The organism is Streptomyces sp. NPDC006476, assembly GCF_040612015.1.
Taxonomy (GTDB): Bacteria; Actinomycetota; Actinomycetes; order Streptomycetales; family Streptomycetaceae; genus Streptomyces; species Streptomyces griseorubiginosus_B.
This window is the reverse complement of record NZ_JBEXPK010000092.1, coordinates 16,965-29,720: the sequence shown is the minus strand read 5'-3', so window position 1 is coordinate 29,720 and position 12,756 is coordinate 16,965. Positions and strand designations below refer to the sequence as shown.

The 12,756-nt window shown below is 68.4% G+C and carries 11 protein-coding genes and 2 pseudogenes; 4 read left to right on the top strand and 9 right to left on the bottom strand.

Going from position 1 to position 12,756, the window contains the following annotated elements; genetic code table 11:
• Window positions 1-111, top strand: a pseudogene (locus tag ABZZ74_RS46570) (transposase); the annotation flags it as partial.
• Between the two features lie 624 nt (window positions 112-735).
• On the opposite strand, the gene ABZZ74_RS46565 reads toward ABZZ74_RS46570, so the two are convergent.
• The 9 genes from ABZZ74_RS46565 to ABZZ74_RS46525 form a co-directional block, all read right to left on the bottom strand.
• Complete coding sequence (locus ABZZ74_RS46565; protein ID WP_356950183.1) at window positions 736-1,407, bottom strand: response regulator transcription factor; 672 nt, start codon at window positions 1,405-1,407, stop codon at window positions 736-738.
• Window positions 1,331-2,587: a histidine kinase gene (locus ABZZ74_RS46560; protein WP_356950182.1), complete on the bottom strand. Its 1,257-nt coding sequence runs from the start codon at window positions 2,585-2,587 to the stop codon at window positions 1,331-1,333. The genes ABZZ74_RS46565 and ABZZ74_RS46560 overlap by 77 nt, the downstream gene beginning before the upstream one ends.
• A gap of 108 nt (window positions 2,588-2,695) precedes the next feature.
• Window positions 2,696-4,954, bottom strand: a complete 2,259-nt coding sequence (locus ABZZ74_RS46555; RefSeq protein ID WP_356950181.1) for an MMPL family transporter — start codon at window positions 4,952-4,954, stop codon at window positions 2,696-2,698.
• A gap of 270 nt (window positions 4,955-5,224) precedes the next feature.
• Window positions 5,225-6,745 carry a HAMP domain-containing sensor histidine kinase gene (locus ABZZ74_RS46550; RefSeq protein ID WP_356950180.1) on the bottom strand — a complete coding sequence of 507 codons (1,521 nt, stop codon included), beginning with the start codon at window positions 6,743-6,745 and terminating at the stop codon, window positions 5,225-5,227.
• Window positions 6,742-7,446, bottom strand: coding sequence for a response regulator transcription factor (locus ABZZ74_RS46545; RefSeq protein ID WP_356950179.1), 705 nt, complete (start codon window positions 7,444-7,446; stop codon window positions 6,742-6,744). The genes ABZZ74_RS46550 and ABZZ74_RS46545 overlap by 4 nt, the downstream gene beginning before the upstream one ends.
• Before the next feature lie 45 nt (window positions 7,447-7,491).
• Window positions 7,492-8,373, bottom strand: coding sequence for an ABC transporter permease (locus ABZZ74_RS46540; RefSeq protein WP_356950178.1), 882 nt, complete (start codon window positions 8,371-8,373; stop codon window positions 7,492-7,494).
• Window positions 8,373-9,284 (bottom strand): ATP-binding cassette domain-containing protein, encoded by a 912-nt coding sequence (locus ABZZ74_RS46535; RefSeq protein WP_356950177.1) that lies wholly within the window; start codon window positions 9,282-9,284, stop codon window positions 8,373-8,375. Before ABZZ74_RS46535 ends, ABZZ74_RS46540 begins: the two co-directional genes overlap by 1 nt.
• A 383-nt stretch (window positions 9,285-9,667) precedes the next feature.
• A complete protein-coding gene (locus ABZZ74_RS46530; protein WP_356950176.1) occupies window positions 9,668-10,015 on the bottom strand; it encodes a DoxX family protein in 348 nt (115 codons plus the stop codon).
• 170 nt (window positions 10,016-10,185) lie between these two features.
• The gene (locus ABZZ74_RS46525) at window positions 10,186-10,677 is read right to left on the bottom strand and encodes a cupin domain-containing protein (RefSeq protein ID WP_356950175.1); all 492 of its coding nucleotides are present in this window, start codon (window positions 10,675-10,677) and stop codon (window positions 10,186-10,188) included.
• Window positions 10,678-10,728: 51 nt separating this feature from the next.
• Between ABZZ74_RS46525 and ABZZ74_RS46520 the strand changes: the two genes are divergently transcribed.
• From ABZZ74_RS46520 to ABZZ74_RS46510, 3 genes and pseudogenes are all read left to right on the top strand, one after another.
• Window positions 10,729-11,610 carry a LysR substrate-binding domain-containing protein gene (locus ABZZ74_RS46520; RefSeq protein WP_356950174.1) on the top strand — a complete coding sequence of 294 codons (882 nt, stop codon included), beginning with the start codon at window positions 10,729-10,731 and terminating at the stop codon, window positions 11,608-11,610.
• A 220-nt stretch (window positions 11,611-11,830) separates the two neighbouring features.
• Window positions 11,831-12,301: pseudogene (locus ABZZ74_RS46515) on the top strand (IS5 family transposase); the annotation flags it as partial.
• Between the two features lie 162 nt (window positions 12,302-12,463).
• Window positions 12,464-12,694, top strand: coding sequence for a hypothetical protein (locus tag ABZZ74_RS46510; protein WP_356950173.1), 231 nt, complete (start codon window positions 12,464-12,466; stop codon window positions 12,692-12,694).
• Window positions 12,695-12,756: the final 62 nt, after the last annotated feature.

Below are 12,756 nucleotides of genomic sequence, written 5' to 3'. Positions count from 1 at the left end.
GATCTGCCGGAGCGGTTCGGGCCGTGGGAGACGGTCTACAAACGCCATCGCCGCTGGTCGGCGGATGGGACCTGGCAGATGCTGCTGTCGAAGGTACAGGCCGCCGAGGATCTCGATGGCCTTCGCGGTGTGCAGCGGTAGCTCCCGCAGCAGGTGGCGCGGCGCTTTCGAGGATGGCGAGCGGGACATTTCTGTTCCCGGAGCTGTCATCCGCTGCTGCGTTCTGTCGGCGCCTTCCTTGACGTAGCGCTCTGGGCAGGGAGCGTAGACCGAGACCTCCTTGCCGCGAGTGATGATCTTGTACGCCGTTCCCATGGTGAGGCAGCGGGTGAGCCTGCTACTGAAGCCCGTGTCCTTGCCTCCGATGCCGACCGTGACGAGCCGGGTCCGGCGGGACAGGGCGGAGAGCTGTGCCGGATCGCGGCCGTCGTCGGTGGACTGAGGCGAGGTGTCGAACTGGGCGGCGACCAACGCCGGGTAATTGTGGTCGGAGCGGTCACAACCAGCGGGTTTGCCGCTCTGAGCTGGTATGCGCGGACCGGAGGTGCGGGAGCCGCCGAGAGCGCCACAAGGGCCCTGCAGGTTGCTGTCCCCAGCGGTGTCACTGTCCTGACGGGTCTCGGCAACGGCGGCGGTCAGGGCTACCACGGACAGGAGGATTCCGGTCAGGACGACGCGTAGGTGAGTCACGACGCCATCCCTGGGGCCAGTGAAGAGCACCGGCCGCATTGCCTGTCATCGCGGCGGTTGCACCAGGCCGGACTGGTAGGCGAGGGCGACGAGCTGTGCACGATCGCGGGCGCCCGTCTTGGTTTTGGCCCGCTGGACATGGGTGCGGACGGTCAGGGGGCTGAGGAACAGTGCGTCGGCGATCTCGTCGTTGGATTTGCCCTCCGCGACCTCGGCCAGCACCTCGCGCTCTCGCGGAGTAAGGCTGCTGAATTGCTCGGGGTCGGGCGCGACGGAGCTGGGCACGGGTAGGGCGAGGAAGCGGCTGATCAGCGAGCGGGTGGCTATGGGTGACAGCAAGGCATCACCGGAAGCGACCGTGCGGATGCCGTCGAGGAAGGCATCGGCGGTGGTGCTCTTGCCGAGGAAGCCGCTCGCACCCAGGCGCAGGGCCTGGGCGACGTGCTCGTCGGTCTGGAACGTGGTGAGGATGAGGACGCGGGTGTCCTGCAGCTCGCTCTGGTCGCAGATGGCGGCGGTCGCGGCGAGTCCGTCGGTGCCGGGCATACGGATGTCCATCAGGACGACGTCCGGGCGGTGGATGCCGGCGAGTGTGATGGCCTGCTGCCCGTCGGTGGCCTCGGCGACGACCTCCATGTCGTCACAAGAGTCGATCAGCACTCGGAAGGTCGCTCGCAGCAGGGCCTGGTCGTCGGCAATCAGTACGCGGATCGTCATGGAGGTTGCTCTCTCGTCGGACGCTGATGGGAAGTTCGGCCGTGACGGCGAAGCCGCCTTCCGGGCGGCGCCCTGCACGGAAGCGGCCCCCGGCAAACTGAGCGCGCTCTCGCATGCCGATGAGACCGAAGCCTCCGCCGGGTGCGCGCGGGGGCGTGATCGGACTGCTGTCGTTGCTCACGGTGATCGTCAACTGTTCCTGGGCGTAGGCGAGGTGGACATGTGCCGTGTTCACCGCGGCGTGTTTGGCAACGTTGGTCAGCGCTTCTTGCACAATGCGGAAGGCGGTCAGGTCCACCCCGGCCGCCAGGGGCCTCACGGGGCCTTCGACAGTGATGGTGATGTGCAGTGCGGCGGCGGCGAAGGCGGCGACCAGGTCAGGGAGTCGGTCAAGTCCAGGTGCGGGGGTCAGCGACTCCTCGGCGGTCTCGGACTGGCGCAACAGGCCCACGGTCGCCTCCAGTTCGCGCAGCGCCGCCGTGGTCGTGCCGGTGAGTTCGGTGAGGATGCGGCCGGTCTGCGCGGGATGAGTGGGGAACAGGTTGGCGGCTGTGCCGGCTTGGGCGTTGGCGAGGGCCATGTGGTGGGCCACCACGTCGTGCAGTTCCCGGGCGATGCGGACGCGTTCTTCGGTGACGCGGCGTTGTGCTTCCTCGTGGCGGGTGCGTTCGGCGCCCTCGGCGCGGGTGCGGACGGTGTCCATATACGCGCGGCGCGCGCGCACTGCCGATCCGTGCAGGATGGGCAGCAGGATCCAGAAGGTCAGGCTCACCGCCTCGTTCGCCCAGGGCTCGCCCTCCGCATCCCAGCGCAGTGCGGCGGGCACGAGGACGGCAGCAACCAGGAGACCATGGGCACGGATGGCTTGCTGAGTCGCCTGCAGAGTCAGTTCGTACAGGGCGACGATGACCGGGAGCAGCAGGAGGGGGCCGAAGGTGCTGCCCTGGGCGCCCGCGACGGCGGTGCCGAGGGTGGTGAGGACGACGACGGTGCCGGGGCGGCGACGGCGTGCCGGCAGGCATGCGCAGGTGACGGCCGCAAGGGCGAGGCCCGGCCACCAAAAGGTGTCGTTGCCGGTCCGGCGGTACTGGTTGCTGGTGGCCGCGTAGATCAACACAAGGAAGGCCGCTTCGACCAGACGGGGGTACCGGTCGGCGAGACGTCGCAGGCGGGTGACCATGGTTTCTCCGAACGGTGCCGTGACTGGAAAGTGAAGGAGTAGACAGAGATCGCGGTCAGTCCCGGGCCGCTCATGGACAGTGCACGAGCGGCCCGGTCGGCGTGTGCGTCAGACGACCGTCACAGAGGTCTGTCGGTCGTCGTGGTGTGACGGATCGCGTGGTGCGGGGGTGCGCTTGGTGAGGGTTTCGCCCTCGACGTCGACGCGGGGCAGCAGCCGGTCCAGCCATGTCGGCAGCCACCATGCGCGCTTGCCGAGGAGGGCCAGGACGGCGGGCACGAATGCCATGCGGACGACGAAGGCGTCGAAGAAGACGGCACTGGCCAATCCGAAACCGACCATCTTGACCATGGATTCGCCGCCCGTCATGAACCCGCCGAACACCGCCATCATGATCAGCGCTGCTGCCCCCACGACCTGGGCGCTGTGGCGGAAACCGGTGACGACGGCCTGGCCGGGCGGCTCTCCGTGACTGTGCGCCTCGCGGATCCGGGAGACCAGGAAGACCTGATAGTCCATGGCGAGGCCGAAGACGATGCCCACCAGGAAGATGGGCATGGTGCTCATGATCGGGCCGGTCTCGTCGACGCCGAACACGCCCGCCCCGTGGCCCTGCTGGAAGACCGTGACGATCGCGCCGAGGGCCGCGCCGACGGACAGCAGGAAGCCGAGAGCGGCCTTGAGCGGCACGAGGAGCGAACGGAAGACCAGCATCAGGAGGAGGAAGGCGAGGCCGACGACGACCGCGAGGTAGGGGATGAGGGCGTCCTGCATCTTCTGGCCCACGTCGATGTTCAGGGCGGTGGTACCGGTGACCTTGAAGTCGGCGCCGGTGGCCGACTCCACCGCACCGCCCTCGCTGCGGATGATGTGCACCAGATCCTGCGTCTGCCGGCTGGTGGGCGCGGTCGACGGGACAGCGGAGATCACCGCCGTGTCTTTCGCCTCGTTGAACCGGGCCGGCGAGACGGAGACAACTCCCTTCGTAGCGGCCAGTTTTGCGGAGACCGCCGTCACGGCTGCCTTCGGGTCATCGGCCTTCTTGGCGTCGACGACCACGGTCAACGGGCCGTTGAAGCCCGGGCCGAAACCCTCCGCGAGAGCATCGTAGGCGCGGCGCTCCGTGGTCGCGGTCGACTTGGCCTCGTCGCCGGGCATACCCATCCGCAGGTCCAGTGACGGCACCGCGAGCGCTCCGAGGCCGATCACCGACAGGAGCAGTACCGGCACCGGTCGGCGCACCACGAACCGCGCCCAGCGAACACCCGGGGGGTCGCTCGGACTTTCGTCGGCCGTCCTGGTCCTGCCGATGCGCCTGAAAAGCTTGATACGGGCGCGACGTTCGCCCTTGCGGTCACTGCGAGCGAGCACCGCATCGGGCCAGAAGCCCAGGAGCGCCGGCACAGCGGTCAGAGCGACCAGCACTGCGACCACGACTGCGCCTGCCGAGCCGATCCCCATCTTGGTGAGCATGGGGACACCGATGACGGAGAGGCCCAGTAGAGCGATGACGACGGTGAGCCCGGCGAAAACCACCGCACTGCCGGCTGTCCCCGCGGCCAGGGCAGCCGCCTGCTGTGGCTGGTGTCCTTGGGCCCGCTCTTCCCGGTAGCGGGAGACCACGAACAGGGAGTAGTCGATGCCGACGGCGAGGCCGAGCATCATCGCCAGTTCACCGACCGTAGAGGAGAACCCGAAGGCACTGCTCACTGTGGTGATCCCGGCCAGGCTGACGCAGACGCCGAGGACGGCGGTGAGGAGCGGAAGGCCGGCGGCGGCGAGTGAACCGAAGGTGATCAGCAGCACCACCGCGGCGACGAGAAGGCCGAATACCTCTCCCAAGCTCTGCCCCGCATCGGTCTCCAGGGCAGAGCCGCCCGCCTCGACGGTCAGGCCCGCGTGACGGGCCCGCTCGACTGCTTTGGTCAGCTCCGTCTTGCTGGCGTCCGTGAGATCGTCACTCGCGACCTTGTACGTGACGGTGGCGTACGCCGTCGACTTGTTCTTGCTGACCGCGTTCGCACTGAAGGGGCTTGTCGCGTGGGCGACCTGCGGCCCGTCGGCCACCGCTGAGACGAGTTGTCCGATGGCCGAGCGGTTGGCGGCGGCGGTGACGTGCTGACCGTGTTTCGCGACGAACACGATGCGGGCCTCGGCACCGTCCGCCTCGGCGCCCGGGAATCGCTTATTGATCAGGTCGAATGCCTGCTGGGATTCGATGCCGGGCATGGAAGACGAGTCGTCCGGAGCCTCGGATGCGCTGGACGCCCCGAGGAACACGGCGGCCACTACTGCCACCCAGGCCAGCACCACAATGCGGCGCCTTCGGAAGGCCCAGCGGCCCACCCGATGTAAGAAAGTCGCCATGAAAGGACATCTCCATATCTGGATATCGGGAACGTCTTTACCCTCGCGGGCCGGCCTCTTCATGTCGTCGGCCGTATCGACAATCCCGTGTACTGAAAAACAAGTAGGGCTCGGCGGCTGCCTCATCTGCCGCGGGTAGTCCCCTGCTGTGATCGGCAGATTGACCGGCAAAAGAACGGCGACGCACCGGAGCAGGGGCACGCCAATCAGGTAGGCGTCGGCTGCGGTCCGCAGTCCGCGACAGCCGGCCGAGGGTTTACCGGGCGGTCCTCAGGAATTGCTGACGCAGCTGTCGGGATGCAACGGCAGCAGGACGCGGAAGGTGGCGCCTTCCCCTGGCCCGGAGCGGACCTCAACCCGTCCGTCGTGAGCGGTCACCAGGGAGCGGACGATGGAGAGACCGAGGCCGGCGCCGCCGCTCTGCGTGCGGCCACGGGCGGTGTCGGCACGGTAGAAGCGGTCGAAGACGTGGGCGACCTGTTCGGGCGTCATTCCTGGCCCCTGGTCGCTCAGTTCAAGGACCGCCTGGTCCTCCAGTGTGCCGACGCCGATGCGTACCGGCGTGCCGGGCGGCGTGTGGGCGATGGCGTTGCCGACGAGGTTGGAGGTGACCTGTCGCAGTCGTGACTCATCGCCCAGAACGGGCGCGCTGCCCGGCGGGCCGTCGCCGCCCGGGCCGGTCAGGGTGACGGGACGTTCGGGGGCCATGGCCCGTAGGTCGTGCAGGGCGTCGGCGGCCAGAGTGCGGAGGTCCATGGGGGTGAGGTGCAGAGACAGCTGCGCATCAGCGCCTGCGTCTTCGTCGAGCCGGGCGAGCAGCAGCAGGTCCTCGACGATGCGGACAAGGCGGGCCGCCTCGCGTTCGATACGGCTCATGGCCGAGTCGATATCGCCGCGCTGGGGCATACCGCCCATCCGGTACAGCTCGGTGAAGCCTTTGATCCCGAACAGCGGGGTGCGCAGCTCGTGACTGGCGTCCGCGATGAAGGCGCGCATGCGCGCGTTGGTGGCCGCGCGGGCGGCGTCGCCGGCTTCGATGCGGTCCAGCATGCCGTTGAGCGCGGCGGACAACCGGCCCAGTTCGGTGCGGGTCGTGGTCGGCTGCGGGATCCGGCTGGACAGGTCCCCGCCCGCGATGGCCGCTGCCGTCGTCTCGATGCGCCGCAGCGGCCGCAGGCCCGCCCGTACGGCGAACCAGGCGATGACGCCCAGGCAGCTGAGCACCAGGGAGTCGATCACCAGCATCCACACGCCCAGGTGTCGGATCGTCGTATGGACCGGATCCAGAGAACCGGCCACGACGATGCTGCCGCCCTCGTGCAGGTTGCTGTCGTGGACGGGGGCCAAAGGGGCGGCGATGACACGCCACTCATCGCCGTCACTCGTGCCCGGGACCTGGAAGGGGTGCTGGTCGCGGGCTACGACCGCCCCGGTGTCGAGGGCCGGAAGTCGAGGGGCGCCATGGGTGGCCGGACGCAGCGTCTGCCGCAGATGCCCTTCGGTATCGAGGTAGGCGGCGTAGACGTCGCCCGTCAGGTCACGCTCCACTGCGTAGCGCGCTTCCGGTGCCGTTTCGCCGGGCGGGTCTTCCGTGTTCGACAGCCGTGCCGCCGTCGTGGCAGCGGTGTGCAGGCGGTCATCCAGTTGCTGCACCAGCCGCCGTTGCAGCAGGGTGACGAGGAGGGCGTTGCTGGCCAGTAGGGCGATGACGACCAGCAGCAAGGTGAGGGCCACGACCCGTCCGCGCAGCGACAGACGGCTGACTGGCCCGTACGTGGCAGCGGCACTCATGCGCGGGGCCTGCGCAGGACGTAGCCGATCCCGCGCACCGTGTGGATCAGCTTCGGTTCCCCGGTGTCGATCTTGCGGCGCAGGTAGCTGATGTAAGAAGCGACGATGGAATCGTCACCGTCGAAGTCGTAGTGCCAGACCTGGTCCAGGAGTTGATCCCGGGACAGGACCCGCCCGGCGTTCTCCATCAGCACGCGCAGCAGGCTGAACTCGGTCGGAGACAGCTGTACCGGCTCGCCGCCCCGGGTCACCTGATGACTGTCGGGATCCAGTTCCAGGTCGTCCACGGCCAGGAGCCCATCGGGCCGGCGGCCGCTGGTGCGGCGCAGCACGGCCCGGATGCGCAGGACGAGTTCCTCGAGATTGAAGGGCTTGGTGACGTAGTCGTCCCCGCCGGCCCGCAGGCCGCCGATGCGGTCCTCGGCGGCGTCCCGGGCGGTCAGAAAGAGGATCGGTGGGTGCCCGCCTCCGTGACCGGTGGGGCTCTCGCGCAGGCGGCGTGCGACCTCGAAGCCGTCGAAGTCGGGCAGCATCACGTCCAGGACGATCAGATCGGGGCGCTTGTCGCGGACCGCTTCCAGGGCCTGGCCGCCCGTCTCGGCCGCAGTCACCTCAAAGCCGGCCAGCTGCAGGCTGGCGGACAGCAGCTCACGCAGCGTGGGCTCGTCCTCCACCAGGAGCAGTCGTTGCGTCGTCGTCATGACACCAGATCCCCAGTGATCCTTTGTCTTCACTGTCCCGCCCCGCTAGGCGTCACGCTTGCGGAAGACGACGAACGCCGCCGTCATCAAAGCCGCCACGCATCCGGCCATGACACCCACGCCTGCCCAGGGACGCAGCAACGCGGGGTCCTGATAGCTGGTGATGATCTGCCCGCCGGCGATCGGCGGCCAGTACTTCGACACCCAGTCGCCCAGTCCTCCGGGCAGGGCCGGGGCGAAGGCCTGGACGATCAGCATCACGCCGAACAGGGTGGTCACCGTTGCCGTGGTGGAGCGGATCACCGTGCCCAGAGCCAGTCCGAAGAGCGCGGCCAGTGCGAGATAGAGGCCGCCGCCGCCGATGCCGCGCAGCGCCACGCCGTCGGAGAGTGCCAGGTGCGGGGCGCCCGCCCCGGACAGTGACGCCTGCCCGACGAGGAACCCGGCCAGCGACCCCACGATCCCGGCCGGGAGCGCCACGCCCACCAGCACCACGGTCTTGGACGCCAGTACCCGCGCCCGGTGCGGAACGGCGATCAGGCTGGGGACGATCGTGCGCGCCCCGTACTCCGAGGTGATGACCAGGCCGCCCAGCAGGCCCAGCGCGATCTGCGCGAGCAGGTAGCCGCGCAGGCTGGTGGCCAGCGGGTCGAACGAGGCCTGGCCCGCGGGACTCAGATCCGCGTACTCGCTGCCGGCGGACGATGCGTTCAGCGCGGCGAGGCCGATGCAGAACGCCAGGGTGCCTAGGATCACGTACAAAGTCGACCGCATCGTGCGGATCTTGATCCACTCGGCGTGCAGGCAGTGCCAGAAGGTCGCCTTCCCACCCCGCGCACGATGCGGGTCTGGCTGAAGGTGGGACACGAGCTGGCGCCGACCAGCTTTCGTCCACCTGGCGGGAAGTCGCGCAGGGGCCTGTGTCATCAGCTCGTCTCCTTCTCCGACTGGTACTCCACCACGTCACGGGTCAGGTCCATGAACGCCTTTTCCAGCGACACTTGGCGCGGAGCCAGCTCGTGCAGCTCCACTCCGCCAAGCGACGCCAACGCGCCGATCTCGGCGGCTTCCAGACCGGTCACCACCAAGGTGTCACTTCTCTCGGTCCGCACCTGAACGGCTGCGGTGAGCATGCTGCGCAGCGTCTCGGCCTGCGGGGTGCGGACGAATACCTGACGCTCCGAATGCGCCTCGATGAAGTCCTTCATCGTCGTGTCGGCGATCAGCTTTCCACGGCCGACGACGATGAGGTGATCGGCCGTCAGCTCCATCTCGCTCATCAGATGGCTGGACATCAAGACCGCGCGTCCTTCGGCCGCCATCCTCCGCATCAGCGAGCGGATCCACACGATGCCCTCCGGGTCCAGCCCGTTGAGCGGCTCGTCGAAGACCAGTACCGGCGGATCACCCAGCAGGGCCGCAGCGATCCCCAGCCGCTGACGCATCCCGAGGGAGAACGTCCCCGCACGGCGCCGGCTCACCTTCCCCAAACCGACCTCCGCCAGCACCTCGTCCACCCGGCGGCGCGGGATCCCGTTGCCGGCCGCCAAAGCCAGCAAATGGTGATAGGCGGTGCGACTGGGCAGCACGGCGCCCGGATCCAGGAGCGCCCCGACCGCCTTCAACGGCGCGGAGTGCGCGGCATACGGCCGCCCGCCCACTGTCGCAGTCCCGGAACTGGCAGCGTCCAGGCCCAGAATCATGCGCAATGTGGTCGACTTGCCGGCTCCATTGGGCCCGAGAAACCCGGTCACTTCCCCGGGCCGGACAGCGAATGTCAGGTCGTCCACGGCCAGGACCTCGCCATAGCGTTTCGACAGGCCATGTACTTCGATCATCGAGACTCCAGACCAACAGTGGGGCACGCGCCCGTCGCATGCCCCACTCACTGTCCGCCGCCGACGTGAGCCAGATTGAACGAACATGAACGCCACATGGGAACGCCGAGCCACCGACCTGCGAAGACCCGCAGGCAGCACTCGACGCCCCCTTCAACTCACACGAAACTCACATGCTGGCCTCCACGCGCTGTGGCCGGACCGAATGTCTCCTCCCCTTTATCGGATCGGTATCCCAGCGGTAGACCGTGATCTTGTTAGGGTCCGTTTTCAAGCGGTATGAACACTGCCCAGGTCATCACCTCAGTGAGGCGGCTGACGCCCTCCAGGTCCTCGACGCTCGCGTCGTGAAGCCGCATCGAGGTCGAGGTCGCTGCGCTGGGTCACAGCCAGATGGTGACGGCTGCGGCGGCGATGAGTCCGAGGTTGAGTGTGATCCGGCGGTCTTCGCCGGTCAGGTGGACGGCGACCGCACCGATTTGCAGGAGCAGGAAGCCGATGGCCGCGGCTGGCGCCAGCGAGGGAGCGATGCCGGTCAGCGGCGGCAGGATCAGTCCGGTGGCGCCGAGTATTTCGACCGTCCCCAGCGCTCTTACGACGGGCAACGGCATGCGGTCGACCCAGGCCATCATCGGTCGGAGTTGGTCGCGGCTGCGGATCACCTTCATCGCGCCCGCGTAGAAGTAGAAGAGGGCGAGCAGTCCCGCGATGATCCAATAAGCGATGTTCATAGTTCCCGTTCATGGGCCACCGGTTCCCGGAGCCCCGTCGATTGCGTCGTTTGCCAGAGGAGCCCTGGAGAAGGCCCGGTCCGTCCTCCGAGGGCCCGGACACCGAAAGGCGGAAGCGCTACGGCCCGCCGGTCGGAAGCAAAGTCGCCGGGCCGTGCGGCCCGGCGGATTCAGGCACGTTCGGTGGCGGGCTCGGTCGCGTAGCGGTTCATCGTGTCGATGTTGGCCTGTGGCGTCAGTTGCCGGCCGTCGGCGAGCACGTCCTGGAGGTCTCGGAAGTACTGCACGTACAGGTCAGGAGTGAAGGTGCTGAGCATGACCGCGGGCTGGTCGCTCAGGTTGGCGAAGGTGTGCGGGGCACCGGGCGGGACCATCACCAGCGTGCCCGCGGAGGCGTCGTGGTCCTCGTCCCCGACGGTGAACCGCACGGTGCCGGAGAGGATGTAGAAGCCTTCGTCGTGTCGGGCGTGGCGGTGCTGGGGCGGTCCCTGGGTGTGCGGGGCGAGGACGGACTCGGCGATTGCCAGGCGGTGGCCGGTGTGGCTGCCGTCCTCCAGAACGCGCATGCGTGTGGTGCCCAGAACGATCGTCTCGCCGTCGCGGGGACCCACCACCGATACGGCGGGGGCCTGCTGTTCGCTGGCCTTGGCTTCTTCGGTCATGCTCACGAGTGCACAGCCGGGGCCCTCCCCGTGTCCAAGACCCATCCCGCGATGCCGATACCTCGTCGGTATCGTTACAGCGTGGAGCTACGAACCCTGCGCTACTTCGTGGCGGTCGCCGAGGAACTCCACTTCGGCCGGGCCGCCACCCGGCTGCACATGAGCCAGCCGCCCCTGAGCCGGGCGATCAAACAGTTGGAGGCTGATATCGGGGCCCTGCTGTTCACCCGCTCGCCCGCCGGCGTCACGCTCACGCCGGCAGGCACGGTGCTGCTCGACGAGGCGCGGGCCCTGCTCGACCATGCCGACCGCGTCCGTGAACGCGTGCGCGCGGCGGCCGGCGTCACGACCATCACCGTCGGCATCCTGGGTGATGGCACCGACCCGGGAATGACCAGGCTGGCCGCCGCCTACCGTCGGCGCCACCCGGGCATCGAGATCCGCATCCGCGACACCGATCTGACCGACCCGACGTGCGGGTTGCGCGCCGGACTGGTCGACGTCGCCTTGACCCGAGCGCCGTTCGACGAGACCGCCCTGACGGTGCGTGCGCTGCGGACCGATCCGGTCGGCGTGGTCCTGCGCGTCGATGATCCGTTGGCCCGCTGCGACCGGCTGCGGCTGGTCGACCTGAGCGACCGCCGCTGGTTTCAGTTCCCGCAGGGAACCGACCCCAACTGGCAGTCGTACTGGAACGGCGGCACGCCGCGCGAGGGCCCCGTGGTGCGCGCCGTCCAGGAATGCCTGCAGGCCGTGCTGTGGAACGGCACGATCGGCCTCGCCCCGCTCGGACACGACCTGCCCACGGAGTTGGCCGTGATACCGCTGATCGACATGGCGCCGAGCCGGGTGGTGGCAGCGTGGAACGAAGGTGACACCAACCCGTTGATCCGATCCTTCGTCGAGATCGCGACAGCCGCGTACCGCAACTGAGCTGCGGCAACCGGTGCTGCCGCAGCTCATGAACGATCCGAACGCCGAGGCCCGGCGCTCTGCGTCGCGCCGATGGAGCGTGACCGTGCCGGCCATCGACCTGAGTTGGTCCGGCGCATCGCTGCCACTGTCCGGGGAGTCACGGAGGAACGGCAGGGCCGTATGGCGGTCTTCTTGTGGTGTGGTGGAGATGGGCGTGATCCCGTGCTTGGGGGTCGTCATGGCTCGGTGGTGGCGGTGGGAGGTCAGTGACGAGTTGTGGGCGGTCATTGAGCCGATGCTGCCGAAGCGTGAGCGGCGGTTCCGATACCCGGGGCCCAAGCGGATCGATGACCGCAAGACGCTGCAGGGTGTGCTGTTCGTCCTCGCCACCGGCATTCAGTGGGAGTACCTGGCGCAGGAGTTGGGGTTCGGTTTCCGGGCCTACCTGCTGACAGCGGCTGGCCGAGGGGCCAGGCCGGGGTGTGGGAGGAACTTCAGCGGGTGCTGCTGGACCGGTTACGGGCGGCAGACCGTCTGGACTTCTCCCGTGTCACCGTTGATGCCTCGCACGTGCGGGCCAAGCGGGGTCGAAGCAGCCCAAAAGTCGGCCCGCATCCGGTTGACCGTGAGCGGCCGGGGCTCGAAGCACCACGTGCTGACCGACGCGCACGGCACCCTGCTGCGGGTGTCGTTGACGGGCGGACACCGCAGCGGCGTCAGGCAGTTGTGAAGTCACTACCTCAGTGTTGCCCTACGTGGTTTCCCCGATGCCGTGATCTCAACAGGTTCCTATGCTCGAGGAGCGCCTGGCCGGCACCGGCTGTGCCGTAATCCGAGGGGGAGGCGCCGGTCGCGCACCGATGGAGCGAGGATGAGCTTCAACATGTCGAGTCTGCTGTACGGTTTGCGAGCCAAAGGCTGGATGGAGTTGATCGCGGCGGCAGCCTCAGGGGTGGGGTCCGTTGCGTTGCTGGTCGCGGGCAGCGTCGGCGCGGTAACTCCGTTGTGGTGCCTGGTCGCGGTACCGCTGGGAGCTTTCAACGCCATCGAGGTCATCGGCTTCGTCCTCACCCGGCAGGGGCGCCTCGGAGGCGGGGCGTGACTTCCGCGAGGAGGACGCCCAGGGGGAGGGGCGGCGGGTCTTCGGCGGAGGCGCTCTCGACG

What these genes read in the sequence shown, in the direction of transcription:
- ABZZ74_RS46540 (WP_356950178.1), bottom strand. Translation starts at nt 8,373, where the DNA reads ATGACACAGGCCCCTGCGCGACTTCCCGCCAGGTGGACGAAAGCTGGT.
- ABZZ74_RS46560 (WP_356950182.1), bottom strand. Translation starts at nt 2,587, where the DNA reads ATGGTCACCCGCCTGCGACGTCTCGCCGACCGGTACCCCCGTCTGGTC.
- ABZZ74_RS46520 (WP_356950174.1), top strand. Translation starts at nt 10,729, where the DNA reads ATGCCGATACCTCGTCGGTATCGTTACAGCGTGGAGCTACGAACCCTG.
- ABZZ74_RS46550 (WP_356950180.1), bottom strand. Translation starts at nt 6,745, where the DNA reads ATGAGTGCCGCTGCCACGTACGGGCCAGTCAGCCGTCTGTCGCTGCGC.
- ABZZ74_RS46530 (WP_356950176.1), bottom strand. Translation starts at nt 10,015, where the DNA reads ATGAACATCGCTTATTGGATCATCGCGGGACTGCTCGCCCTCTTCTAC.
- ABZZ74_RS46565 (WP_356950183.1), bottom strand. Translation starts at nt 1,407, where the DNA reads ATGACGATCCGCGTACTGATTGCCGACGACCAGGCCCTGCTGCGAGCG.
- ABZZ74_RS46510 (WP_356950173.1), top strand. Translation starts at nt 12,464, where the DNA reads ATGAGCTTCAACATGTCGAGTCTGCTGTACGGTTTGCGAGCCAAAGGC.
- ABZZ74_RS46535 (WP_356950177.1), bottom strand. Translation starts at nt 9,284, where the DNA reads ATGATCGAAGTACATGGCCTGTCGAAACGCTATGGCGAGGTCCTGGCC.
- ABZZ74_RS46545 (WP_356950179.1), bottom strand. Translation starts at nt 7,446, where the DNA reads ATGACGACGACGCAACGACTGCTCCTGGTGGAGGACGAGCCCACGCTG.
- ABZZ74_RS46525 (WP_356950175.1), bottom strand. Translation starts at nt 10,677, where the DNA reads ATGACCGAAGAAGCCAAGGCCAGCGAACAGCAGGCCCCCGCCGTATCG.
- ABZZ74_RS46555 (WP_356950181.1), bottom strand. Translation starts at nt 4,954, where the DNA reads ATGGCGACTTTCTTACATCGGGTGGGCCGCTGGGCCTTCCGAAGGCGC.